At 64.2% G+C, this 24,029-nt stretch carries 20 protein-coding genes and 1 pseudogene; 19 read left to right on the forward strand and 2 right to left on the reverse strand.

Annotation, left to right across the window (positions count from 1 at the left end; genetic code table 11):
• Positions 1-76: 76 nt before the first annotated feature.
• The 12 genes from phnD (at position 77) to VARPA_RS10785 (ending at position 11,591) form a co-directional block, all read left to right on the forward strand.
• Positions 77-940, forward strand: a complete 864-nt coding sequence (gene phnD, locus VARPA_RS10730; RefSeq protein WP_041943503.1) for a phosphonate ABC transporter substrate-binding protein — start codon at positions 77-79, stop codon at positions 938-940.
• Positions 937-1,770, forward strand: a complete 834-nt coding sequence (gene phnC / locus VARPA_RS10735) for a phosphonate ABC transporter ATP-binding protein (RefSeq protein WP_013540582.1) — start codon at positions 937-939, stop codon at positions 1,768-1,770. The genes phnD and phnC overlap by 4 nt, the downstream gene beginning before the upstream one ends.
• Entirely contained in the window at positions 1,767-2,588 is an 822-nt protein-coding gene (gene phnE, locus VARPA_RS10740) for a phosphonate ABC transporter, permease protein PhnE (protein ID WP_013540583.1), read from the forward strand. The genes phnC and phnE overlap by 4 nt, the downstream gene beginning before the upstream one ends.
• Complete coding sequence (gene phnA, locus VARPA_RS10745) at positions 2,585-3,847, forward strand: phosphonoacetate hydrolase (protein WP_013540584.1); 1,263 nt, start codon at positions 2,585-2,587, stop codon at positions 3,845-3,847. The genes phnE and phnA overlap by 4 nt, the downstream gene beginning before the upstream one ends.
• Before the next feature lie 10 nt (positions 3,848-3,857).
• Positions 3,858-4,961 carry an iron-containing alcohol dehydrogenase PsrA gene (psrA, locus tag VARPA_RS10750; RefSeq protein ID WP_013540585.1) on the forward strand — a complete coding sequence of 368 codons (1,104 nt, stop codon included), beginning with the start codon at positions 3,858-3,860 and terminating at the stop codon, positions 4,959-4,961.
• The gene (gene phnY, locus VARPA_RS10755; RefSeq protein WP_013540586.1) at positions 4,958-6,418 is read left to right on the forward strand and encodes a phosphonoacetaldehyde dehydrogenase; all 1,461 of its coding nucleotides are present in this window, start codon (positions 4,958-4,960) and stop codon (positions 6,416-6,418) included. Before psrA ends, phnY begins: the two co-directional genes overlap by 4 nt.
• Before the next feature lie 26 nt (positions 6,419-6,444).
• Positions 6,445-7,191: a DUF72 domain-containing protein gene (locus VARPA_RS10760; RefSeq protein ID WP_013540587.1), complete on the forward strand. Its 747-nt coding sequence runs from the start codon at positions 6,445-6,447 to the stop codon at positions 7,189-7,191.
• Between the two features lie 21 nt (positions 7,192-7,212).
• Entirely contained in the window at positions 7,213-8,181 is a 969-nt protein-coding gene (locus tag VARPA_RS10765; RefSeq protein ID WP_013540588.1) for a Bug family tripartite tricarboxylate transporter substrate binding protein, read from the forward strand.
• Positions 8,182-8,193: 12 nt separating this feature from the next.
• The gene (locus VARPA_RS10770) at positions 8,194-9,180 is read left to right on the forward strand and encodes a Bug family tripartite tricarboxylate transporter substrate binding protein (protein WP_013540589.1); all 987 of its coding nucleotides are present in this window, start codon (positions 8,194-8,196) and stop codon (positions 9,178-9,180) included.
• 51 nt (positions 9,181-9,231) lie between these two features.
• Positions 9,232-9,828 (forward strand): TetR/AcrR family transcriptional regulator, encoded by a 597-nt coding sequence (locus tag VARPA_RS10775; protein ID WP_013540590.1) that lies wholly within the window; start codon positions 9,232-9,234, stop codon positions 9,826-9,828.
• 95 nt (positions 9,829-9,923) lie between these two features.
• Complete coding sequence (locus tag VARPA_RS10780; protein ID WP_013540591.1) at positions 9,924-11,057, forward strand: thiolase family protein; 1,134 nt, start codon at positions 9,924-9,926, stop codon at positions 11,055-11,057.
• Between the two features lie 54 nt (positions 11,058-11,111).
• Entirely contained in the window at positions 11,112-11,591 is a 480-nt protein-coding gene (locus VARPA_RS10785; protein WP_013540592.1) for a MaoC family dehydratase, read from the forward strand.
• Between the two features lie 10 nt (positions 11,592-11,601).
• On the opposite strand, the gene VARPA_RS10790 is transcribed toward VARPA_RS10785, so the two are convergent.
• Both VARPA_RS10790 and VARPA_RS10795 read right to left on the reverse strand, forming a co-directional pair.
• Positions 11,602-12,291, reverse strand: a complete 690-nt coding sequence (locus VARPA_RS10790) for a pentapeptide repeat-containing protein (RefSeq protein ID WP_013540593.1) — start codon at positions 12,289-12,291, stop codon at positions 11,602-11,604.
• Entirely contained in the window at positions 12,288-13,106 is an 819-nt protein-coding gene (locus VARPA_RS10795) for a ferritin-like domain-containing protein (RefSeq protein WP_013540594.1), read from the reverse strand. The genes VARPA_RS10790 and VARPA_RS10795 overlap by 4 nt, the downstream gene beginning before the upstream one ends.
• A 37-nt stretch (positions 13,107-13,143) precedes the next feature.
• Here VARPA_RS10795 and VARPA_RS10800 point away from each other — a divergent pair, with 37 nt between their 5' ends.
• The 7 genes and pseudogenes from VARPA_RS10800 to VARPA_RS31015 all read left to right on the forward strand — a co-directional run bounded on the left by VARPA_RS10800 (position 13,144) and on the right by VARPA_RS31015 (position 23,723).
• Positions 13,144-13,668 (forward strand): gamma carbonic anhydrase family protein, encoded by a 525-nt coding sequence (locus VARPA_RS10800; RefSeq protein WP_013540595.1) that lies wholly within the window; start codon positions 13,144-13,146, stop codon positions 13,666-13,668.
• A gap of 34 nt (positions 13,669-13,702) precedes the next feature.
• The gene (locus VARPA_RS10805) at positions 13,703-14,701 is read left to right on the forward strand and encodes an Hsp33 family molecular chaperone HslO (protein ID WP_013540596.1); all 999 of its coding nucleotides are present in this window, start codon (positions 13,703-13,705) and stop codon (positions 14,699-14,701) included.
• A gap of 348 nt (positions 14,702-15,049) precedes the next feature.
• Positions 15,050-15,892 carry a filamentous hemagglutinin N-terminal domain-containing protein gene (locus VARPA_RS31600; RefSeq protein ID WP_144298961.1) on the forward strand — a complete coding sequence of 281 codons (843 nt, stop codon included), beginning with the start codon at positions 15,050-15,052 and terminating at the stop codon, positions 15,890-15,892.
• Between the two features lie 67 nt (positions 15,893-15,959).
• Positions 15,960-22,325 carry a DUF637 domain-containing protein gene (locus tag VARPA_RS30170; protein WP_234975062.1) on the forward strand — a complete coding sequence of 2,122 codons (6,366 nt, stop codon included), beginning with the start codon at positions 15,960-15,962 and terminating at the stop codon, positions 22,323-22,325.
• Positions 22,326-22,336: 11 nt separating this feature from the next.
• Positions 22,337-22,696, forward strand: a complete 360-nt coding sequence (locus tag VARPA_RS10820; RefSeq protein ID WP_041942854.1) for a hypothetical protein — start codon at positions 22,337-22,339, stop codon at positions 22,694-22,696.
• Between the two features lie 182 nt (positions 22,697-22,878).
• Positions 22,879-23,262: pseudogene (locus VARPA_RS10825) on the forward strand (ShlB/FhaC/HecB family hemolysin secretion/activation protein); the annotation flags it as partial.
• A 110-nt stretch (positions 23,263-23,372) separates the two neighbouring features.
• Positions 23,373-23,723, forward strand: a complete 351-nt coding sequence (locus VARPA_RS31015; RefSeq protein ID WP_144298962.1) for a hypothetical protein — start codon at positions 23,373-23,375, stop codon at positions 23,721-23,723.
• The last annotated feature ends 306 nt before the right edge of the window (positions 23,724-24,029 follow it).

Genomic DNA, 24,029 nt, shown 5'->3' on the forward strand with positions numbered 1-24,029 from the left:
ACTCGGAACGGGCGCTTTTGCCCTTCGAAACCACCAGGAGGAATTCATGCAACACAGACCACTGGAGACAACCATGATGAAGCGCAGAAAGTTGCTGTTCGGCACTGCCGCCGTCACAGCGTCCGCCTTCGTGCCGATGGCACGGGCACAGCAGGTTCTCACTGTCGGGCTGATTCCTTCCGAGGATTCGCGCGCCATGATCGCCAACAGCCAGGCCATGATGGACATGCTGTCCAAGGCCCTGGGATTCGCGGTCAAGCCCTTCGTGGCGGCCGACTACAACGGCGTGATCGAAGCGCTGCGTTCCAAGCGTCTCGACGTGGCCTACCTCGGCCCCTTCTCGTACGTGCTGGGCGCAACGGTCGCCGACATCGAAGCCTTCGCCGTCGCCGAAACCAAGAAGGCCGGACGCACCTTCTATTACAGCCAGATCGTCACGCACAAGGACACCGGCATCAAGACGGTGGCCGACCTGAAGGGGAAGACCTTCGCGTTCGTCGATCCGAGTTCCACGTCGGGCCACCTGTTCCCGAAGGCGGGGCTGATGAAGCTGGGCTTCAACACCGACAAGGACTTCGGCCGCGTGATCTTCTCGGGCTCGCACGACTCCAGCGCGATCGCGGTGCAGAACAAGAAGGTGGAGGCAGCGGCGATTGCCGACCGCATCCTCGATGCCGCGGTTTCGAAAGGCCTCGTCAAGCGCGAAGACCTGGTCGAGGTGTGGAAGTCGGACCCGATTCCCGAGTCGCCCACCGTCTGGCGCAAGGACCTGCCCGCCGACCTCAAGACGCGCGTGCAGGCCGCCTTCCTGCAGGTGAAGGACATTCCCTGGTCCGACCAGGGCGAGCTCAACGGTTTCCACCCGACCAACGACGCGGCCTACAACATCATCCGCGACACGGCCAAGGTGCTGAACCTCGACCTGAGGAAGATGAAATGATCGAGATCAGAGGCCTTTGCAAGCGCTACGGCGACTTCACCGCGCTGCACCGCGTCGACCTCACGGTGGCCAAGGGCGAGTTCGTCGTCATCCTCGGCGCCTCGGGCGCGGGCAAGTCCACCTTGCTTCGCTGCATCAACCACCTGGCCGAGCCGAGCGAGGGCGAGATCCATGTCGACGGCGAGCGTTCGCGGGGAGACCGCAGCGGCCTTCGCAAGGTGCGCCGCGACGTGGCGATGATCTTCCAGCACTACAACGTGGTGCCGCGCCTGTCGGTGCTCAAGAACGTGCTGACCGGGCGGCTCGGCTCGATGCCGGCCATCGCCTCGTGGTTCCAGATCTTCCCTGCGAAGGACATCGCGATTGCACGCGAGTGTCTGCGCCGCGTGGAGCTCGACCACAAGTCGGACCTGCGCACCGACACGCTCTCGGGCGGCCAGAAGCAGCGCGTGGGCATCGCCCGGGCGCTGGCGCAGCAGCCCAAGGTGATCCTGGCCGACGAGCCCGTCGCCAGCCTCGATCCGAAGACCTCGCGCAAGGTGCTGAACTACCTGAAGCAGGCCAGCAGCGAGGCGGGCATCACCGTCATCTGCAACCTGCACCAGGTGGACTACGCGCGTGAATTCGCGCAGCGCGTGATCGGCGTCGCCGCCGGCCGCGTGGTGTTCGAAGGCCGGCCTGACGAACTGACCGAAGAGGTGCTGCAACGCATCTACCCGGGCGGCCTGGAAGACGGCCCGATCGAGCCTACCGCACCCGCCGCATCGCCCGCAGCCGCTCCCGTGGCCGCGGTGCGCCCCGCCCAGCAACTCGCCCTGGAGCAAACATGATCGCCATCGGACGCTACAACCTGTTGGTCGCCAAGAGCGGCGGCAACCCGGGCTGGTGGAAGTACGCCCTCGTCGGCCTGGCTGCGCTGGGCGTGATGTGGTGGGCCGCCATCGGCAGCCAGGTGAGCTTCAGCGAGCTGGCCAAGGGCATGCCGTGGATCGCCGACTTCCTCGGCCGCATGCTGCCGCCCAACTGGGAGTTCATGCAGCGGCTGGTGAAGCCGGCCATCGAGACGGTGCAGATCGCGCTCTGGGGCACGCTGCTGTCGGTGATTCTTGCGGTGCCGCTGTGCTTCTTCGCGGCGCGCAACATCTCGCCGAACATCGCGGTGTTCCATGCGATGCGGCAGGTGCTGAACATCACGCGCGGCATCAACGAGATCATCCTCGCGCTGATCTTCGTGGCGGCCGTGGGCCTCGGGCCATTCCCCGGCGTGCTGGCCCTGGCGCTGCACGGCGCGGGCATGCTCGGCAAGTTCTTCGCGGAGTCGATCGAGGAGATCGACCAAGGTCCGCTCGAAGCATTGCGCGCCACCGGCGCCGGGCCCATCCAGACCATCATCTTCGGCGTGATCCCGCAGGTCGTGACCGCGTGGATCGGCGTCATCGTCTACCGCTTCGAGACCAACCTGCGCCAGGCCACGGTGCTGGGCATGGTGGGCGCGGGCGGCATCGGCTTCGAACTGGTGGGGAGCATGAAGCTCTTCCAGTACCAGGACACCGCGACCTGCATCCTGGTGATCGTCGTCATGGTGATGACGGCCGACTACCTGTCGACCAAGTTGCGCGCATGGATTCAACAAGGAGCGCATCAATGACCAGCAGCAAGTCGTCCCTTCCGGATGTCTCGGTGAACGGCCGCACCTACAGGTCGCCCACGCAACCCGTCGTCGTGGTGTGCGTCGATGGCTGCGAGCCCGACTACATCACGCAGGCAATCCAGGCCGGTGTCGCGCCTTTCATGAAGAAGATGCTGGCCGTTGGAAGTTCACTGGTGGGCGACTGCGTGGTGCCCAGCTTCACGAACCCGAACAACCTCTCGATCGTGACCGGCGCACCGCCCTCGGTGCACGGCATCTGCGGCAACTACTTCCTCGACACCGCACAGGGCAAGGAAGTGATGATGAACGACCCGGCTTACCTGCGTGCCGAGACGCTGCTGGCGGTGTTCTCCAAGGCCGGCGCCAAGGTCGCGGTGGTCACCGCCAAGGACAAGCTGCGCACGCTCCTGGGCCACCGCATGGAAGGCATCTGCTTCTCGGCCGAGAAGGCCGACCAGGCAACGCGCGCAAACGGCGGCATCGACGATGTGCTGGCGCTGGTCGGCAAGCCCGTGCCCTCTGTCTACAGCGCGGACTTGAGCGAGTTCGTGTTCGCGGCCGGCGTGAAGCTGATGGAGACCGAGCGGCCCGACCTCATGTACCTCTCGACCACCGACTACGTGCAGCACAAGTGCGCGCCGGGCACGCCCGGCGCCAACGACTTCTACGCCATGATGGACGGCTACCTCGCACAGCTCGATGCGCTGGGCGCGACCATCGCGCTCACCGCCGACCACGGCATGAGCCCGAAGACCGATGCGGCCGGCAATCCGCGCATCGTGTTCCTGCAGGAGGTGCTCGATGAGCGCCTGGGCGCGGGGCGCGGCCGCGTGATCCTGCCGATCACCGATCCGTACGTGGTGCATCACGGCGCGCTCGGCTCCTTTGCGACCGTGTACCTCGAAGCGGGTGTCGATGTGCCCGCGCTGATCGAAGCGCTGCGCGGAACGGATGGCATCGAACAGGTGCTCACGCGCGACGAAGCGGCACAGCGCTTCGAGCTGCCACCCGACCGCATCGGCGACCTCGTGGTGGTGTCCGACCACCTCGCCGTGATCGGCACGCGCGCCTCGGAGCACGACCTGAGCGGCCTCACGGTGCCGCTGCGTTCGCACGGCGGGCTCTCCGAGCAGAAAGTGCCGCTGCTGTTCAACCGGAAGCTGCAGGGCGTCGATCCGAAGCGGCGGCTGCGCAACTTCGACATCTTCGACCTGGCACTGAATCACGCGATCCCTGCAGCACCCGCTGCCACCTGACGAGAAACCCATGAGCGCCAACTACCACAACCCCGTACAGAGCGTGTACGGGGCAGGGGCCCTGTCGTCCCTGCCGAAACTGCTCGACGGCCGCCGCGCCGCGCTGGTGACCTTTCCGGAGGCCCGCGCCATCGGCCTGCTGGGCCGGCTGGAGTCTGTGCTGCAGGGCGCACTGGCCTGCACCATCGATCAGACGCGGCCCAACCCCGATGTCGCTGAACTGGCGAGCCTTTACGAGTGGTTCTGGCGCGAGCATGCGGATGTGGAAGTGCTCATCGCGGTCGGCGGCGGCAGCGCCATCGATACGGCGAAGGCGCTCATGGTCGCGAACGATGCGGCGAGCTTTGCCGATCTGGTGGCGGGCCTTGCCGGCGAGCGGCCATTCGTGCCCACGCGCAGCAAGATGCTGATCGCCGTGCCTACCACCGCAGGCACCGGCAGCGAGGTCACGCCCTGGGCCACGGTGTGGGACCGCGAACGGCAGAAGAAGTATTCGCTGCACCTGCCCGAGACCTGGCCGCGCTACGCGGTGGTCGACCCGGAGCTGATGCTGTCTCTGCCCGCGGCCGTCACACTGCAGAGCGGGCTCGATGCGCTGTCGCATGCACTGGAGGCGATCTGGAACGTGAATGCGAATCCGCTGTCCGACACCTTTGCGGTCTCGGCCGTGCGCGACACGCTCGAGGTGCTGCCCCAGTTGATGGCCCAGCTCGACAACGTCGAACTGCGGGGGCGCATGGCGCTCGCGGCACTGAAGGCCGGCATGGCGTTCTCCAACACCAAGACGGCACTCGCGCATTCCATCTCCTACGAGATGACGCTGCGCTACGGCCTGCCGCACGGCATCGCCTGTTCGTTCCTGCTGCCGATGGTGCTGGAGCGCGCGATCGGCCGGCGCGCCGACCGCGATGCGGTGCTGCGCGAAGCCCTTGGCATGCCGCTAGCGGAGGCGCCGCAACAGCTGGCGGCCTTCATCGAATCGCTGGGCGTGAAGACGCGCTTCGCCGATTACGGCGTGGGCGACGACGAAGCCCGCGAGATGCTGCTGCACGCCCAGGGCGGCGCGCGCGGAAAGAACTTCATCGGCAACGACCTTGCGGAGAACCAGGCATGACGACGACTTCGACACCGCATCGCGACAGTGCCGGCTTTCGTGCCGAGTCCCTGCGCATCGGCGGCGAGCGCGTGCGGCGCGAGCGCAAGCTCGATGTGTTCAACCCCTACACCAACGAGCGCGTGGGCACCGTGCCGCTCGCTTCGGTGGACGATGTGCGCGAGGCCTTCCGCGTCGGCCATGCGTATCGCTCGACGCTGTCGCGCTACGAGCGCGCGAGCATCCTGCAGCGGGCCTGTGCGCTGCTGCGCGCACGCGCCGACGAAGGGGCCGCGATCATCACGATGGAATCGGGCCTGTGCAAGAAGGATGCGCTGTATGAGATCGGCCGCGTCGCCGACGTGCTGACCTTCGGCGGGACCGAGGCGCTGCGCGACGACGGGCAGGTGTTCTCTTGCGACCTCACCGCGCACGGCAAGAAGCGCAAGGTCATCACGCTGCGTGAGCCGTTGCTGGGCGTGATCACCGCGATCACGCCGTTCAACCATCCGATGAACCAGGTCGCGCACAAAGTGGTGCCGAGCATCGCGACCAACAACCGCATGGTGCTCAAGCCGTCGGAGAAGGTGCCGCTCTCGGCCTTCTACCTGGCAGACATCCTCTATGAGGCAGGCTTGCCGCCCGAGATGTTCCAGGTGCTGACGGGAGACCCGCGCGAGATCGCCGACGAGCTCATCACGAATGCACAGGTGGACCTCGTCACCTTCACCGGCGGCGTGGCCATCGGCAAGTACATCGCGGCGAAGGCCGGCTACCGGCGCATCGTGCTGGAACTGGGCGGCAACGACCCGCTGATCGTGATGGAAGACGCGGACCTCGACCGCGCCTCCGACCTCGCGGTGCAGGGCTCGTACAAGAACTCGGGCCAGCGCTGCACGGCAGTCAAGCGGATGCTGGTGCACAAGGATGTGGCGAGCGAGTTCACCGAGCGCGTGGTCGAGAAGACGAAGCGCTGGAAATACGGCGACCCCGCGGACGCGAACAACGACATGGGCACGGTGATCGACGAGGCCGCAGCCCGCCGCTTCGAATTGCTGGTGGACGAGGCGGTGGCATTGGGTGCGCGGCTGCTCGTGGGCAACCGGCGCGAGGGCGCGCTCTATTCGCCGACCGTGCTGGACAACGTGCGGCCCGAGATGACGGTGGTGCGCGAGGAGACCTTCGGCCCCGTCTCGCCGATCATCCGCTTCGGCAGCATCGACGAGGCGATCGCCATCTCGAACGGCACGGCCTACGGCCTGTCGTCGGGCATCTGCACCGACCGCATGGACTACGCGACCCGCTTCGCCAACGAGCTGAAGGTGGGTACGGTGAACGTGTGGGAGGTGCCGGGCTACCGCATCGAGCTCACGCCCTTCGGCGGCATCAAGGACTCGGGGCTGGGCTACAAGGAGGGGGTGCAGGAGGCGATCAAGTCGTTCACCAACGGCAAGACCTTCACGATGCCCTGGGGCTGAACGGGCGCCTTGCTTACGATGCGGGGATGACGCAGATCATTCCCGGAATGCCGCGCATCGGGTGCGCGGGTTGGAGCCTGCCGCGCGACCTGTGGCCGGCGTTTCCCGCCGAGGGCTCACACCTCGAGCGCTACGCGCAGCGCTTCGATGCGGTGGAGATCGATACCTCGTTCTATCGGCCGCATCGGCGCGAAACCTACGAGCGCTGGGCCGGCAGCACGCCCGACGGATTTCGCTTCGCGGTCAAGCTGCCGAAGACCGTCACGCATGAGCAGCGGCTGGCCGGCGCGATGCCGGCCTTCGATGAATTTCTTTCGCAGGTCGCGGGGCTGGGCGACAGGCTCGGGTGTCTGGTCGTGCAACTGCCGCCGAGCCTCGCGTTCGATGCTGCCGTCGTTCAACGGTTTCTCACCGATGTTCGGCGGAGGCACACCGGTCCCGTGGCACTGGAGCCGAGGCATCGCGGCTGGTTCGTGCCGGTGGCCGAGTCGCTGCTGTCGCGCTTCGAGGTCGGTCGCGTGCTGGCCGATCCGGTGCTGTTCGACGAAGCGGCGGCGCCCGGCGGATGGCCGGGGCTCGTCTACCTGCGGCTGCACGGGTCGCCGCGCCGTTACTGGTCGGCCTACGACGATGCGCTGCTGGAGCGGCTCGCATCGCGTCTGCGGCTCGCGCGCGAGGAGGGCGCCGTGTGCTGGTGCATCCTGGACAACACAGCGGGTGGCGAGGCCGTCGGCAACGCGATGACCTTGGCGCGGCTGCTACAAAATCGCTGATTCATTCGAGGAGACATGCCCATGAACTTCAACAGACTTTGCGCCGGCGTTGCGCTGGCTGCCGCCGCGGGGCTCGCCGCGGCGCAAGGCTTTCCCACCGCCAAGCCCATCCGCCTGATCGTCGGCTACCCGCCCGGCGGCGGCATCGACTTCGCGGCGCGCACGGTGCAGGTGCCGCTGCAGGAGGCGCTCAAGCAGCAGTTGGTGGTCGACTACAAGCCCGGCGCGAGCGGCATGATCGCGGCGACCGAGCTCACGCGCCAGCCGGCCGACGGCTACACGCTGCTGCTGGCCAACACCGGCCCCTTCGCGATCGCGCCGTACCTGCAGAGCAAGCCGCCGTACGACCCTATCAAGCAGTTCACCTACATCGGCCAGATCAGCCAGGGGAGCTACATCGCGGTGACGCGGCCAGACCACCCCGCGAAGAACCTCAAGGAGTTCGTCGCCTGGGCCAAGGGGCAGCCGGGCAAGGTCAATTTCGCCTCGGGCGGCAACGGCACCTCGACGCATCTGAACGGCGAGCTGATGAACCAGGTGACGGGCCTGGACATGACCCATGTGCCCTACAAGGGCAGCGCGCCCGCGGTGCAGGATCTGCTCGGTGGGCAGACGCAGATCCTCATCGATGCGGGCAGCGTACTGCTGCCGCAGGTGAAGGGCGGCAAGCTCAAGGCGCTGGCGGTGACCGGGCCGGTGCGCGATCCGCAACTGCCCGATGTGCCGACGGTGAAGGAACTTGGCTTGGCGGGCATGGAGTCGGTGGGCTTCCAGGGGCTGGTGGGGCCGGCCAACATGCCCAAGGATGTGGTTGACCGGCTCTCGAACGAGCTGGCGCGTGCGCTCGCGCAGCCCGAGATCAAGGCCAAGTTCGCGACTGCGGGCGCCGAGGTGCATTCGCTCGGGCCGGCCGAGTTCGCGGCCTTCGTCAAGTCGGACAATGAGAAGTGGTCCAGGCTCATCCGCGAGCGCAAGCTGCAACTCGACTGATTTCCCCTCCTCATGACAGACATGCATTTCAAGTTCAAGCCGTCGTGGCTCCTTCTCGCTGCGGCCGCGCTCTGCGCTGCCGGCGCGCAGGCACAGGCCCCATCCATCCCCAAGACCATCCGCCTCATCGTGGCGTACCCCGCAGGCGGCGTGAGCGACGTGGTCGCACGCGCGCTCGGCGACAGGCTCGCCGCGCAGATGGGCACCACGGTGGTCGTCGACAACCGCGCCGGCGCGAGCGGCGCCATCGGCATGGACGCGGTCGCCAAGGCCGCGCCCGATGGCGCGACGCTCGGCTTCTCGGCCATCAGTCCGCTGGTGCTGAGCCCGCACCTGGGCAAGTTGCCTTTCGATCCGCTGAAGGACATCGCGCCGGTCGCGAGCGTGATGTATTCGCCGGTGCTGCTGATTGCCACGCCGGCCAGCAAGGCGAAGGATTTCCGCGGGCTCATCGCCGATGCCAAGGCGCAGCCCGGCGCGGTGCGCTGGGCCACCTCGGGGCCGGCGTCGCTCGGGCACATCGTGCTGGAGCAGGTGAGGGCGGCGACCGGTGTGGACATCACGCATGTGCCCTACAAGGGCGGCGGCCAGCAGCTCAACGATGCGCTGGGCGGGCAGTTCGAGATCCTCTCGACCAACGCGAGCCCGACGCTCACCTCGCACATCCAGTCGGGCAAGCTGCGGCCGCTGGCCGTGGGCGCTCCGGCCCGGCTCGACAGCCTGCCGCAGGTGCCCACGCTGGGCGAGCTGGGCTACAACGCGGCGAACATCAACTCGCTGTTCGGCGTGTTCGCGCCGGCAGCCACGCCGCCCGCACTGGTCGCGAAATACAACGCCGAGATCAACAAGGCGCTGGCCAGCCCCGAGCTGCGCGCCAAGCTCACGGCCACCGACAACGTGCCGACCGGCGGCGCGGCCGCGGCCTTCGCCAAGGAGATCGCTTCGGAGTTCGAGAGCAACGGGCGCATCGTGAAGGCCGCGAACATCAAGGCGGATTGAGGAATGACCCTGAGGCTTGTGCTTGGAATTTCCCTACCTTATAGTAGGTAGATGAACGACGCCACCGCCACCCCCGCCGCGCTTGCCGCCGGCAGCACCCGGGACCAGATCCTCGGCGTGGCGCGCGGCCTGATCGAAACCCGCTCGTACCTGGGCTTCAGCTTCCAGGACGTGGCCAACGCGGTCGGCATTCGCAAGGCGAGCCTGTACCACCACTTCCCGACCAAGGAAGCGCTGGGCATCGCGGTGATCCGGCAGGCCGCGCAGTACTTCAAGGACTGGGATGCGGCCCGCGAGCGCGAACCCCAGGACGCGCTCGACTCCTACTTCCGCATGTACCGCAACACGCTGAAGGCCGGCTCGGGCATGTGCCCCGCCGGCTCGCTGGCCCCGGGGTGGGATTGCATCAACGAAGAACTGCGCCAGGCGGTGCAGGAGCTGCGCCACACGCAGGTGCTGTGGCTCACCGGCGTGCTGGGCGCGCTGGCACCGGCAGGGGCGCGGAAGAAGGGTGCTCCCTCGGTTGCTGCGCAGGCCAGTTATGTGTTCTCGGTGTGCCAGGGCGCGCTGCTCGCATCGCGCATGACGGGGCGCGTCGAAGACTTCGACGAAGCCATCGCGCAGCTCAGGAGTTCATTGCCCGGCTGACGGCCGGGCGGCATCGCAAGGCACGCATCGACGTGCCTATTTTTTGACCCATCAGCCTACCGATTGGATGGTAGATTTTCTCAAGGAGCATCTTCATGAAAGCCGTCATTTCCGCCTACGCCCGCTCGCCGTTCCACTTCGCAAAGAAGGGCGCCCTCGCCGAGGTGCGCCCCGACACCCTGGCCGCCGGCGTGGTGAAGGGCCTGCTGCAGCGCACCGACCTCGACCCCGCGCTGCTCGAAGACATCATCCTGGGCTGCGCGTACCCCGAAGCCTCGCAGGGCAACAACGTCGCGCGCATCGTCGGCCTCCTGGCCGGGTTGCCGCACGAGGTGGGCGGCATGACGGTGAACCGCTTCTGCGGCTCGTCGATGCAGGCCGTGCACATCGCCGCGGCGCAGATCGAGGCGGGCATGGGCGAGGCGTTCCTCTGCGTGGGCGTCGAGTCGATGACGATGGTGCCGCAGGGTGGCTTCAACTTCTCGCCCAGCCCCGAGTTGCTGGCCAATACCGACGCGTACATCTCGATGGGCGAGACGGCCGAGAACGTCGCGCAGCGCTGGAACGTGAGCCGCGCCGACCAGGAAGCGTTCGCGGTCGATTCGCACCGCAAAGCGGCCGCCGCGCGCGCGGAAGGCCGGCTTGCAGGCGAGATCGTGCCCGTGCGCCTGGCTTCGGGCGACGTGGTCGATGCGGACGGCTGCATCCGCCCGAGCACCTCGGCCGAAGCGCTGGCGAACCTCAAGCCCGCCTTCCGCCCCGACGGCGTGGTGACGGCGGGCACCTCGTCGCCGCTCACCGACGGCGCGGCCGTCGTGCTCGTGACCAGCGATGCCTTCGCCGCGAAGCACGGCCTGCAGATGCTCGCGCGCATCAAGTCGTTCGCAACCGTGGGCGTGGACCCGGCCATCATGGGTATCGGTCCGATCCCCGCGACGCGCAAGGCGCTCGCACGCGCCGGCCTGAGCGCGGCGGACCTCGACGTGATCGAGATCAATGAAGCCTTCTCGTCGCAGGCGCTCGCGTGCATCCGCGACCTGGGCCTCGACCCGTCGAAGATCAACCTCGACGGCGGCGGTCTTTCGATCGGCCATCCGCTGGGCGCGACCGGCGCGCGCATCACGGGCAAGGCGGCGTCGCTGCTGGTGCGCGAGAAGGGCCGTTATGCGCTGGCCACGCAGTGCATCGGCGGCGGGCAGGGCATCGCGACCATCCTGGAGCGCGTCTGACCGAAGGAAAGTTCGAAAATGCGCTCATGCGCGAACCCACGACAAGGAGACCCCATGACCGCATCCACTGACACCGGCGCGAAGCGCGCGCTGTACCTCGAAGACCTGTCGGTCGGCGACCGTTTCCAGAGCGGCGAACACACGCTCGATGTGGCGCAGATCAAGGCGTTCGCGCTGCAGTTCGATCCGCAGCCTTTTCATACGGATGAAGAGGCTGCGAAGAACACCTTCTTCGGCGGCCTCGCGGCGAGCGGCTGGCACACGGCCGCACTCACGATGAAGCTGCTGGTGGAGAGCGGCGTGCCGCTGGCCGACGGGATCATCGGCTCGGGCGGCGAGCTGCAGTGGCCCAAGCCGACGCGGCCCGGCGACGTGCTGCATGTGGTGAGCGAGGTGGTCGACATCACGCCCTCGCGCTCCAAGCCCGGCCGCGCGATGGTGACGATGCGCTGCCAGACGCGCAATCAGCGCGGCGAGGTGGTTCAGTACTTCACGCCGAAGCTGGTGGTGCACAGCAGGCCCACAGCGGCCTGACCTGCCGGACTCAGACCACGCGCAGGCCGAGCTCCTCGACCAGCGACGCGGCCTGCCGGTGCGAAATGGTCGCGCCCTTGAACTGCGCGGCGTTGGCCAGGCGCAGGCCGCCCAGGTCGGCATCGCGCAAGTCCGCACCTTCGAAGCGCGCGAGCTTCAGGTGCGCATTGCGCAGGCTCCCGCCTTCGAACACGGCCTCGCGGAAATCGCAGCCCGAGAGGTCGGCTTCGGAGAAGTCGAGTTGCGCGAGCGTTTGCTTCCGGAACGACAGGCTGCGCAGGTGCGCATCGACCAGCAGCGAATCCTTGAAGACGATGCCCAGCGCGGACACTTCGGCGAAGTGCGCGCCCGTGAGCTTCACGCCGGTGAAAAGTGCGGACGCGAGCTTGGCACGCGTCCACTGCGTGTTGTTGAGGTCGCAGTCCTGGAAGCGCGCATTCGTCAGGTCCGCAAGGCCGAAGTCGGCCTGGCGTGCCCGGCATCCGGCCCAGCGGGTTTCCGACAGCAGGGCGCGGTCGAACGATGCCTCGGCGAAGTTGCACAGCGTGAATTGCGCGCCGCGCAGGTCGAGCCGGGACAGGTCTGCTTCGTCGAAGTTGCAGCGTTCGAAATGCAGGGGGGCGTCGCGGTCTTGCAGGCAGGCGACGAGGTCGGCGCGGGACCAGGTCTGGTCGGAAATCACGGAGGCAGTGGTGTTCATGTCGATGTGTCGGAGCCGGCTGCCAGCATGCGCAGTTCTTCGGCGGTGAAGCCGGCGCGTTGACGGGCTTCGAGATTGAATGGTGGCCTGATGCGCGGCGCGTCGTATCGCGCCACGAGTGCCGGGTAGTTCGCTTCGGCATCGAGCCCCGTGCGCTCGCAGAGCCAGCGGTACCAGTGATTGCCGATGGCGACATGGCCCACCTCGTCGCGCAGGATGACGTCCAGGATCTCCACCGCGCGCAGCGCATCGGGCGTGTTGACGCGCCGCAGCTTCGCCTGGATCAAGGGCGTGGCGTCGAGCCCGCGCGCCTCCAGCGTGCGGGGCACCAGCGCCATGCGGGCGAGCACGTCGTCCTTGGTTTTCTCGCACATGTTCCACAGGCCGTCGTGGCCGGGGAAGTCGCCGTAGCGCCAGCCCATGTCCTGCAGGTGCGCATGAAGCAGCGTGAAGTGCAGCGCCTCCTCGTCGGCCACGCGCAGCCAGTCGCGGTAGTAGGCCTCGGGCATGCCGTCGTAGCGCCAGACCGCATCGAGCGCGAGGTTGATCGCGTTGAACTCGATGTGGCAGATCGAATGGATCAGCGAGGCGCGGCCTTCGGGCGTGAAGGGCGAGCGTTTCTGCACCGCGGTGGCGGACACGCGCACGGGCTTCTCGGGGCGGCCCGGCACGCCCAGGTCGTCGCCTTCGGTGCGGATCGGGCCGGTTGCTATGGAATCGGTAGCGGCCAGCGCTGCGGTGGCGCGTGTTGCAGCCACCTTTTGTTCAGGATCGGAGAGGCGCAGCGCGGCCAGCGCGCTCAATCGGGGGTGCATCCCTACAATTCTAGTTTTTGCCCCCGGAGAACCCACGATGGCCCTCTACGAACTCGACGGCGTTGCGCCGCAACTTGGCACAGGCGCCTGGGTCGCCGACAGCGCGGAGGTGATCGGCAACGTGAAGCTGGGCGAGAACGCCAGCATCTGGTTCGGCGCTGTGCTGCGCGGAGACAACGAGACCATGACCATCGGCCGCAACAGCAATGTGCAGGACATGTCGATGCTGCATTCCGACCCCGGCAGCCCGCTCACCGTGGGCGAGAACGTCACCATCGGCCACCAGGTCATGCTGCACGGCTGCACCATCGGCGACAACTCGCTCATCGGCATCCAGGCGGTGGTCTTGAATAACGCGAAGATCGGCCGCAATTCGATCGTTGGCGCCGGCAGCGTGGTCACCGAAGGCAAGGAGTTTCCTGACAACTCCCTCATCTTCGGCTCGCCCGCCAAGGTGATGCGCACGATCAGCGACGAAGACGCCGCCCGCCTGCGCCATGGTTCCGACCATTACGTCGAAAACGCCGTTCGCTATGCGAAGGGCTTGAAGAAAATCGCCTGACCCCGCGCAGGCCCAACAGAAAGAAGAATCCGTTTTGAGCGAGCTGCACAAATTCCTGTTCGATGGCCTGCCGGTGCGCGGCATGATCGTGCGCCTGACAGATGCGTGGCAGGAGATTCTTGCGCGGCGCGCCTCCAACACCGCCACCGGTGCCTACCCGCCTCCCGTGGCCGAGTTGCTCGGCGAGATGACCGCCGCGGCCACGCTGATGCAGTCCAACATCAAGTTCAACGGCGCGCTGATCCTGCAGATCTTCGGCGACGGCCCCGTCAAGGTCGCCGTGGCCGAGGCCAAGCCCGACCTGAGCCTGCGCGCCACCGCCAAGGTGATCGGCGACCTGCCGGCCGATGCGCGCCTGCCCGACATGGTCAACGTGAGCAACAAGGGCCGCTGCGCGATCACGCTCGATCCGAAGGACAAGCTCCCGGGCGCCACCCCCTATCAGGGCGTCGTGCCGCTTTTCGACGACGAAGGCGAGAAGCTCGGCAAGCTCAGCGACGTGCTGCAGCACTACATGCTGCAGAGCGAACAGCTCGACACCACGCTCGTGCTCGCAGCCGACGACAAGGTAGCGGCCGGCCTCTTGATCCAGCGCCTGCCCGTGAAGGGCGAGGGCAACCTCGAAGGCACGTCCGACAAGGACCGCGATCAGGCCAACGAAGACCAGATCGGCTTGAACGAGGACTACAACCGCATCTCGATCCTCGCCTCCAGCCTCACGCGCGACGAGCTGCTCACGCTCGACATCGAAACCATTCTTCGCCGCCTGTTCTGGGAAGAAAAGCTGCTGCGCTTCGAGCCGCAGGCCGGCCCGCAGGGTCCGCACTTCGCATGCACCTGCGGCCGCGAGCGCGTGGCGCAGATGATCCGCGGGCTGGGCGTCGAAGAGGCCGAGGAGATCCTGGCCGAGCGCGGCGACATCGAGGTCGGCTGCGACTTCTGCGGCAAGCAGTACCGCTTCGATGCGGTCGATGCGGCGCAGATTTTCAGGCCGCCTACGGATCAGATTCCGGGCAGTTCGATCGTTCAGTAGGACGCATTGGGACGGTGGGGCGGTGGGGCGGTGAGGCGACCAGCCGCCGCCGAATATCTCGCGCACGTCGATCCAAGGCCCGGTCGAGTGCACACCCGTTGAGACACCACGGTCGGTTGTACTGGCCAAACAGGCTCGCAGAAAGTGCGAGTTCGTCGTACGAACCCAACAAGTTTCGGATGAACTGCACGCGAACGGACCGCATCCGCGTGCATCTGTCCGCAGCACCCATTCATTCGTGAAGTAGTGCCCAAGCGCTGGTGTTTGGCCTTCCCATAATCGCGTCCCTGTTCGCGCGTCTTGTCACAGATTGTTGCGAACTGTCAACTATCCGGGAGCGCCAAAAGAATGAATCGCCATTTGCACCGCATCGTCTTCAATGCCACCAGAGGCATGCGGATGGTGGTTCAGGAGACTGCGACCAGCACCGGCAAAGGCGCCAGCAAGGCGACCTCCACCTCAGGCGGAAGAGCGTTCATCCGCACGGTACTGGCGGCAATGGCGGTGGGCACAGCCAACGCCCAGATCGTCGGAGCGCCCAACGTCCCGGGCAACCTGCGTCCCACCGTGCTGGTGGCGCCGAACGGTGTGCCGCTCATCAACATCCAGACGCCCTCGGCCGCGGGCGTCTCGCGCAACGTCTACAACCAGCTCAACGTCGGGCCCAACGGCGCGATCTTCAACAACAGCCGCACGAACGCACAAACGCAACTCGGTGGCATCGTTCAGGGCAATCCATTCCTCGCCAGGGGGCCGGCGCGAATCATCCTGAACGAAGTCAACGGCGGGAACGTGAGTCAGCTTCGCGGCTACATGGAGGTTGCGGGTCGACGTGCAGAAATCATCATCGCGAATCCGGCCGGCATCAACGTGGACGGTGCGGGCTTCATCAATGCGAGCCGTGCCACGCTGACCACGGGCCTGCCGCAACTCAATGCGTTCGGTGGCCTGGACAACTTCCGGCAACGTGGCCGGCAAGATCGAGCATGCCGGCACCGGAACACTGAACGTCGCAGGCGGCAACTACAGCGGCACCGACGGCCAGATTACAGCCAACGGTGCCTTGGTCGTTGCGATGAAGAATGCGTTCAATCAGGATGGCGGCAAGGCAACGACCAGCGCGAAGCGAATCACCATCGACGCAGGCTCCTTGAGCAACCGCGGCGGGCAGATCGTGCAGACCGGCGCTGATGCTGCACGCATCACCGTCGTGGGCGCCGTGGATAACGGCACGGGGACCATTGCCGCAAACGGCAGCATGAACGTCGCTGCGGGAAGTTGGATCAACCAAGGCGGAACCCTCCGGGCAGCCGAAACCTCCGACCTTGCGTTGAGGGTTGGCGGCCTCCTGGACAACAGCCATAAGGGCGTGATCGGCGCAGGTGGCAACACCACTGTTGCAGCCGGAAGCTTGAACAACAATGCGGGCCGCGTGACCGCTGTCGGTGACCTGAGTGCCATCATCAGCGGCACTGCAACGAACGTCGGCGGCGCGGTGGCCGCCAACGGCAGCATTGCGCTCGTTGCCGATACGTTGGATAACGGCAGAGGGAGCGTCGCAGCCGCCAAGGGCAACCTCAACGTCACCACCACAGGCACGACGACGAACGATGCCGGCACCCTGCAGGCGGGTGCGAAGACCACCCTGAGCAATGGCGGATTGCGCAACGTCGGCGGCAAGGTCCTGGGAGACAGCCTTTCCGTGGAAACCCAAGGCAACGCGTTGAACAATGCGCATGGCGCGCTGGCAGCAACCACGACGGTTGCCTTGAAGTCGGGTGCCTTGGCGAACGATGCCGGCCTGATCCAGTCCGGCGGTGCGATGACCATCGACACCAACGGCAAGGCGCTGACCAACACCAATGCGGCCGGCTACAGCACCAAGCAGGGTGGCATCACGAGCGCGGATACGCTGGACCTGAAGACGGGAACGGTCAATAACGCTGCTGGCTTCATCGGTGCGAAGAGCGTGCTGACCGCCAGCACGCAGGCCTTCTCCAACACGGGCACCGGCGCGGTGCTCGGCCAATCCGGCGTGACGATCAACACCAATGGCGGCGCCTACGACAACAGCGGCGGCCAGACGCTCGCCGTGGGTGACCTGGGCGTCAGCGCGGGCAGCATCGCCAATACCGCAGGCCTGATTCGGTCTGCAGCGACGACCACCCTCAACGCAGGCAGCGTCGCCAACGACAGCACTCAAGGCAAGGACCAGGGTATCGAAGGCAAGAACGTTGCGATCGATACGGGCAGCTTGAACAACACGTCTGGTGCCATTCGCGCGGATGTCGATGCGATCGTCACCAGCGGCGGCACGGTCATGAACACCAACGGCCTGATCTCGGCAGGCAACGAACTGGGCATCCTCGATCGCAACCGCGCGAACCCCGGTGCGAAGACACTGAACCTCGTCAACACCGGTGGCACGATGGTGGCAGACAAGAGCCTGAAGATCGATGCCGCGACTTTCAGCGGTGACGGCAAGGCGGTCTCGGGCAAGAATCTGAGCATTGCGGTCAAGCAGGACATCGTCAACAACGGCGAAGTGGCCGCCAACGGGAACCTGAGCTACACCACCACCGGCAACTTCACGAACAACGGCAAGCTGCTGGCGGGGCAGACACTCGTGGTAGGCGGCAACAACGTCGACAACACCGTCAATGCAGAGATGTCGGGGGCGGACACTGTCGTCAACGCCAGCGGCACGCTCACGAATCGCGGTTTGATCGACAGCAAGGGGGCGACGCAAATCAATGCGGGCACTCTCAACAATATCGGCACTGGTCGCATCTACGGGGATGCGGTCTCCATCGGCACCGGTACGCTCAACAACGATGCCGAGACCGCCACCGGCATCACCAAAGCCGGGACCATTGCGTCACGTGGCGATCTTGATATCGGCGCGAGCACGATCAACAACCGCGAGCATGCGCTGCTCTTCAGCGCCGGGGATATGTACATCGGTGGTGCCCTGGACGCACAGCGCCAAGCGATCGGCAAGGGTGGCGCGCTCAACAACGAGAGTGCCCGCATCGAATCGCTGGGCAGCATGTCCATTGCGATGGGCACCATCGACAACATCGATACGCACATCAAGCTCGGGCCGAAGATCGAGACCAAGCAGTCCTTCAAGAGCATCGGTGTGGAAGGCATCGGCCACTTCAAGCCCGAGGACGTGATCTACACACCGGGCCAGCCCAATCTCCAGATTCGCAATCCCGATGGCACGTGGAGGCCTGCCAACGGGCATATCTGGGGGGTGTGGGACGCAATCGTCACCACCACGGCCGATACGGCCATCGATGCCGATCCTGCCGCCATCGTCGCCGGAAGGGACGTGACCCTCGATGGCAGCGGACGGAATCGCAACAGCCGCATTGTCGCGGGCGGAACCTTGACGGCGCCGGGCATCAGCAACGAGGCGTTGAAAGGCGAGGTCACGACGCAGACTGTTGCCATCGTGCATTCGCGTGCACGCAACCGGGAGCCGGATGTCTTCGTGCCTGCGATCAGAGTGACCAAGGACGTCGGCGCTTATGAGAAGGTGGGCAACCTCAACGCCACCAGGGGCCACGATACGGGCAAAGCCCCTGCTGGCGTGAACGGCGCGACCAACGCCAACGGCATCGGTTCAGTCAAGACGGGAACCAGTGGCGCCACCATCGTGGAGGTTCCGGCGAAGGTGGGCGCAGTGGAGAGCGTGTCCGGGAAAAGCGCCGGCAGCGCCGGTGCCGCCGACGCGGTGCAAGGCATGTCGACGTTGCAAGCCGGCAATGCAAATGCCACGCGTGTATCGATCGGCTCCAGCGGTACGGCCGCAACCGGGACGGCCCAGGCAGGCGCCACCCGCACCATTCCCATGGTTGTGCGCACCAGCAGTCCCGACATCAACATCCCACGCGCCAGCCTGTTCAATATCCGGTCCGAGGCGGGCAGCCGTTACCTGATCGAGACCGATCCGCGCTTTGCGAACTACCGCAGCTGGCTCAGCAGCGACTATTTGCTGAACAACCTCGGGCAGGACCCGAACCACACCCTCAAGCGGCTGGGCGACGGCTTCTACGAACAGAAGCTCATCCGCGAGCAGGTCGCGCAGCTCACGGGTTACCGATTCCTGGATGGCTTTGGCAACGACGACGACCAGTACATCGCGTTGATGAATGCGGGGGTAACGTTTGCCAAGCAATACGGTCTTCGCCCCGGTATCGGTCTGAGCGCGGCGCAGATGGCCCAACTCACCAGCGACATCGTGTGGCTGGTCGAGCAGACGGTGACCCTGCCGGACGGCAGCGCGCAACAGGCCTTGGTGCCGCAGGTGTATGTCCGCGTGCGCCCTGGTGACATCGACGGTTCGGGTGCGCTATTGAGCGCCGATCGTTTGAAGATCGAGGGCGGCGGCGATCTGGCCAACACCGGCACCATCGCCGGGCGCATGCTGGTGAAGATCGACAAGGACAGCATCGACAACCTGGGCGGACGCATCAGCGGCGGCGAGGTCGAACTGATCGCCAAGACCGATATCGACAACGTCGGTGGCGTGATGGATGCGCGTGACAAGCTGACGCTGAAAGCCGGGCGCGACATCAACGTCCGGTCCGCCATGCAGACCGATGGACTCAACACGAACCTGGATCGCACCGCCGGCCTCTACGTGACGAACCTCGGCGGCGCGCTGGTGGCCAGCGCGGGCCGTGACGTGAACCTGATCGGTGCAAGCATCACGAATCAGGGCATGGCGGGCTACACCTCCATCACTGCGACGAACGATATCAACCTGGGCACGGTCACCATGTCTGCGACAACGGTGGCCCGAGGCGACAAATCGAGCTGGCGCTCCACGACGAACCAGGAGCTTGGCACGACGATCTCCACCAACGGAACCACGCTGCTCAAGGCAGACCGTGACGTCAACGCGCGACAAGCGACTGTGAATGTCGGTGGCGGGCTGCTGAGCGTGCGGGCGGATCGGGACATCAACATTGCATCCGGCCAGACGACGACTTCGGGAGACTTCTTCAGGCAATGGAAGAGCAAGAGCCTCATCAGTCGCACCGACAGCAAGCTTTCCGGGAGCTTTGAGAGCAGCACCAGCGTGGGCAGCGTCTTCTCTGGCGGAACGACGTTCATGCATGCCAAACGCGACTTCGCCATGGAGGGATCGCACATCATCGGCAAGCAGGGCGTAGCGATCATCGCGGAGAGGAACCTGTCCGTGGTCGAAGGACGCAACACCGCACGCGCCAGCACAGAGTTCGAGAAGAACAAACGGGGCATCGGCGGCATGGCGGGCTTGCTCACTGGCAATCCGGTCATTCCAGCGTTGCCCTATGGGAAGAAGAGCACCACGGGTGTCGAGATCGAGTCCGACACCGCAGTGGCGAGCACGATCAGCGGTGGTCAGGGAGGGGTGTTGCTGCAAGGCGGCAGCGTGTTCCTGCAAGGCGTGCAGATCGATGCGGCCAAGGACGTCAACATCACCGGCGGCAATGTCGTCGCTCAGGCGGCCACCAACAGCAGCGCGGTGACAGGCACGAGCAGTTCCCGCACCAAGGGCATCGAGCCTGGGAAGATTCTCTGGCATGACCCGAGCACGGGCATCAACGCGAAGAAAACGACCGAGACCAAGATCGAGGACAGCACGCTGACGCGCACCACGATCACGGGGGCCAATGTGAACATCTCGGCGGCCGATACGTTGGCGATGGCCGCCACAACGGTCAATACGCCAGGCAAGCTGACGCTAGAGGCCGATCAACTCATCCTCGGCACGCAGACGACGGAGCACAGAGAGCAGACCACCAGCCAAGGGCGTGACCTGGGCTATCAGAAGAACAAGGACAAGGGCACTCAGGACCAGACGACGAACTACAACCAGTTCAATGTCGGGAATCTGGCGGTCACGGCGAACCGCATCCAGGCTGGACTGGGGGCCAGAGACAGCATCGAAGAGCTGGCCAAGCAGCCGGGCATGGACTGGGTCAAGCAGATCACCAATGACCCCAAGCTCAATGACAAGATCGACTGGACCAAGGTCGAGGAAGTTCACAAGAACTGGAACTACAGCCAGCAAGGATTGACGCCGGAGGGGGCGGCCATTGTGACGTTGGTGGCCGCGTACTTCACAGCGGGCGCGGCCTCGAGCATCGGTGGCGCGGCTGGCAATGCCGCTGCAGTGGGGGCAGGCCAAGGCGTGGCACTGACGAGCGGCGGGGCATTTTTGACTGGGACTGGCATCACGATCTCGGGTGCTGTTAGTGGAGCGGTTGCTGCTGGTCTTACAGCTTTGGCAGGTCAAGTGGCCGTAGCGCTCCTCAATAACCAAGGAGATCTCGGCGCCGCTCTGCGCGACTTGGGCAGCAGCGCCAATGTGAAGAACCTGCTAACGGCCGTCGTAACGGGTGGTGTGCTCGGTGCGATGGATCTCAATCCGACGGGCGGTCCCACCCTCGGTGGGGGCGCACAGTCGCTCCCGGCTCAACTGCGGCAGAACCTGGTTGCAGGTGCCGCGCGGGCTGTGATCGGGACAGCGATCAATGGGGGTAGTTTTGAGAAGAACCTAAAGGACAGTCTAAAGAACGCCATTCTCGACACGGTGGCGGCTCAAACAGCGTATGAAATTGGAAATCTGACCCAGAGCGGCGTGCTTGACGATTTCACAAACAAGGTCGCGCATGCGATTGCCGGCTGCATGGTCGGAGTCGTTCGGGCAGACAACGGGGCTGGGTGCGGTGCGGGTGCGTTGGGTGCAGCCATTGGCGAGTTGGCTGCCGAGACCTATGGCAAACATGCGGACACGACGCAATTTGCAGCCCTGATTTCCGGTCTAGCTGTTGCGATCACGGGCGGTGATGCTGCGCAGATCAATCTTGGCAGTCAAGCAGGGGCGAATGCGGCGGCAAATAACTATTTGAGTCATTCACCTTTTGCAAGCGTGCGGATCGCTGTTGCTAAGGAGAATGCAAGGTTAACGGCCGAGTGCGGAGCAGATTGTAGTGAGGCGGATTTTCAGCGCATTGACCAGCAGGTAGCAAAGGTTGAGCGTGTGGCCACTCTGGCGGCCATTGCACAGCTCTCCACAATGACCGAGGATCAGGCCAAACAGTTGGCGCAATTGATCACTGAGCTCGTGCCAATTTACGGCACTGGTGAGTCTTTGATTCAGTTGATAACGGGTAATAGCTCAATTACTGGGGAGGATGCCAATCGCTTTTGGTCGGCCGTGGGATTGGTTCCAATTGCGGGGGGGATGGTTCGTCGCGCCGGAGAGCCTGCAGTGGATGCGATTGCGGGTTGGATGCGAACCTCAGGAAAAGCGGTAGAAGTTGCAACCTCCTCCAATTATCGAACTCTGTTCATGAAGGCCAGACCAGACCTTCCTGCGGGATGGCAGGTTCATCACAGCATGCCGCAGAAATATGAAGAGCTCTTGCGGGTCGCAGGTGTAAATGTGAATGATGTGCAATTTCTTCGAGGAGTTGCTCCAGACGTTCACACTAAAATAACTACAGAGTGGGCAAGATTTGATAAGGCGGCTGGAGGAAATCCATCGGCGCCTCAAGTTGCAGAGTTTGCGAAGCAACTCGATCGAAAATATGGCGGGGATTTTGTGTGGCCCGGCTACTAAAAGGAATTTCAATGAACGTCACTAAGATTGATTTATTTGAAGATATTGCGGTGTCAATGGAGTTTTGGACCAAATCCGCGTCAAAAGCATTAACAGACAGACACGCCAATTTGGGATGGGTCGAAGAAGAAGAGCCATATAAAAAGATTCAGGAGGCGCTGATGGATTCAGGCGTGAACGAGCTGGATGTTGCGAAGGTTTTCTCAGAATTATTTCGAGGATTCGCAGTTTCATTTTTGACAGCCTTGGATGGTGGCACGGCGCTCGCGGAAAAGGGACGGATATATGTCGTTGATGAAAATGATGTTCGCTTGGGAGAAGGATTGCATCAAGACTTTGTTGGACATCTATTGGACACGGGGCGCCTCTGATGCCTCTCGCACCAACCCCAGAACATTTGTGTGCAGACTCCATCGGTTGTCGCGCGTCTGCGGGGTCTTGAGGCTTTCTGAGCTGGGGCGACTGGATCCTTAGCGCTGGGCGCTTAGCCCGCGCAATGCACGTAGATAGAAGAAACAAGCAGGGAGAGAAATTGAAAACGAATTCGCGCGCGATGCTGGCCGGCGTGCTGTTGGGCGGCCCACTGTGGGCTCACGCCCAGGCTCCCAGCACACCGCAACCCTTCGTCGAGCAACAGCGCCAGCAGGAGCGCGAACGCGCCTTGCGCGAGCAGAACGAACGTACTGTTGACCAGCGCCCCCAAGCTGCCCCGCCAGCACCCGCACAGCGCATCCCAGAATCCGAGTCCCCGTGCTTTCGCATCGACCGCGTACTGCTGGCAGGCGAGCAGTCCGAAGCCTTCCAATGGGTCGTCGCCGATCTGTCGGGCCCCGATGGCAACGACTCACCCATTGGCCGATGCCTCGGCACCGCCGGTGTCAACGTCGTTCTCGCGCGAGCGCAGCAAGCCGCGATTGCTCGCGGTTACGTCACGACCTCAGCTGCTCTGAAGTGATTAAAAAGTTTCAAACAAATTACCCAAATATAAAAATTAATATGTTCGATAATTCTGGAAAGCTTGTTCCGATTGATTAAAGGTCTTAAATAATGACGCACGCAAAAAGAAGCACTTATCAAGATATGAAAAATCAAGCATTAGATGCATACTATGAATTTTGTCGAGATGAAGTAGGGGGCGGAAATTCATCTCACATGCAAGTGCTGGCGCGAATCAATGATCATTTCGAAGGAGCACTCAATCATCCTATTGAGGAATTGATGTTTTGTGTAATAGAGCTAATTTTATCGGGCGGCTGGCATGAAGATGTGGAGAGAAACTGTCGTTTATGGATTGAGGCCTGGAAAGTGAATAACGATATTAATGACTTGTTTGATGAAATCTCGATCGAAGAGATGGAGTTGTTTATGCACGATGCCAAGGTTCTTAAGTTATTTTAAATCATTGATTTAAAATGAGACATTCACCCACTTGGCAGGATTGCGCGCTCATATTGAAAGAAATCGCTTTACTACGGCGCCGATTCGAGTGGTGAGGCGTCGTGGAGCGTGCCAGCAAATCCGGAGCATCGCTGGTCGAGCTTCAATGAAATGTTCGAGCACCCGCAGCAGATCGCCGAGAGTTATGACTACGCGGTCAACGCTCTAGCAAAAAAAAGATCGCTTAGAACATTCGTGCGCAAGCTCCACCAGCTTCTGCACGGTCTGCCGGGTCTTGAGGCTTTAGCTGGGTGGGGTCACTGGATC

This window comes from Variovorax paradoxus EPS, from assembly GCF_000184745.1.
GTDB lineage: Bacteria > Pseudomonadota > Gammaproteobacteria > Burkholderiales > Burkholderiaceae_C > Variovorax > Variovorax paradoxus_C.

Excerpts from the sequence above, each read along its gene's own strand:
- phnE (WP_013540583.1), top strand. The coding sequence starts at position 1,767 with ATGATCGCCATCGGACGCTACAACCTGTTGGTCGCCAAGAGCGGCGGC.
- VARPA_RS10780 (WP_013540591.1), top strand. The coding sequence starts at position 9,924 with ATGAAAGCCGTCATTTCCGCCTACGCCCGCTCGCCGTTCCACTTCGCA.
- VARPA_RS10785 (WP_013540592.1), top strand. The coding sequence starts at position 11,112 with ATGACCGCATCCACTGACACCGGCGCGAAGCGCGCGCTGTACCTCGAA.
- VARPA_RS10790 (WP_013540593.1), bottom strand. The coding sequence starts at position 12,291 with ATGAACACCACTGCCTCCGTGATTTCCGACCAGACCTGGTCCCGCGCC.
- VARPA_RS31600 (WP_144298961.1), top strand. The coding sequence starts at position 15,050 with ATGAATCGCCATTTGCACCGCATCGTCTTCAATGCCACCAGAGGCATG.
- phnC (WP_013540582.1), top strand. The coding sequence starts at position 937 with ATGATCGAGATCAGAGGCCTTTGCAAGCGCTACGGCGACTTCACCGCG.
- phnY (WP_013540586.1), top strand. The coding sequence starts at position 4,958 with ATGACGACGACTTCGACACCGCATCGCGACAGTGCCGGCTTTCGTGCC.
- VARPA_RS31015 (WP_144298962.1), top strand. The coding sequence starts at position 23,373 with ATGACGCACGCAAAAAGAAGCACTTATCAAGATATGAAAAATCAAGCA.
- VARPA_RS10820 (WP_041942854.1), top strand. The coding sequence starts at position 22,337 with ATGAACGTCACTAAGATTGATTTATTTGAAGATATTGCGGTGTCAATG.
- VARPA_RS10765 (WP_013540588.1), top strand. The coding sequence starts at position 7,213 with ATGAACTTCAACAGACTTTGCGCCGGCGTTGCGCTGGCTGCCGCCGCG.
- VARPA_RS30170 (WP_234975062.1), top strand. The coding sequence starts at position 15,960 with ATGAACGTCGCTGCGGGAAGTTGGATCAACCAAGGCGGAACCCTCCGG.
- psrA (WP_013540585.1), top strand. The coding sequence starts at position 3,858 with ATGAGCGCCAACTACCACAACCCCGTACAGAGCGTGTACGGGGCAGGG.
- phnA (WP_013540584.1), top strand. The coding sequence starts at position 2,585 with ATGACCAGCAGCAAGTCGTCCCTTCCGGATGTCTCGGTGAACGGCCGC.
- VARPA_RS10775 (WP_013540590.1), top strand. The coding sequence starts at position 9,232 with ATGAACGACGCCACCGCCACCCCCGCCGCGCTTGCCGCCGGCAGCACC.
- VARPA_RS10795 (WP_013540594.1), bottom strand. The coding sequence starts at position 13,106 with ATGCACCCCCGATTGAGCGCGCTGGCCGCGCTGCGCCTCTCCGATCCT.
- VARPA_RS10800 (WP_013540595.1), top strand. The coding sequence starts at position 13,144 with ATGGCCCTCTACGAACTCGACGGCGTTGCGCCGCAACTTGGCACAGGC.
- VARPA_RS10770 (WP_013540589.1), top strand. The coding sequence starts at position 8,194 with ATGACAGACATGCATTTCAAGTTCAAGCCGTCGTGGCTCCTTCTCGCT.
- phnD (WP_041943503.1), top strand. The coding sequence starts at position 77 with ATGAAGCGCAGAAAGTTGCTGTTCGGCACTGCCGCCGTCACAGCGTCC.
- VARPA_RS10760 (WP_013540587.1), top strand. The coding sequence starts at position 6,445 with ATGACGCAGATCATTCCCGGAATGCCGCGCATCGGGTGCGCGGGTTGG.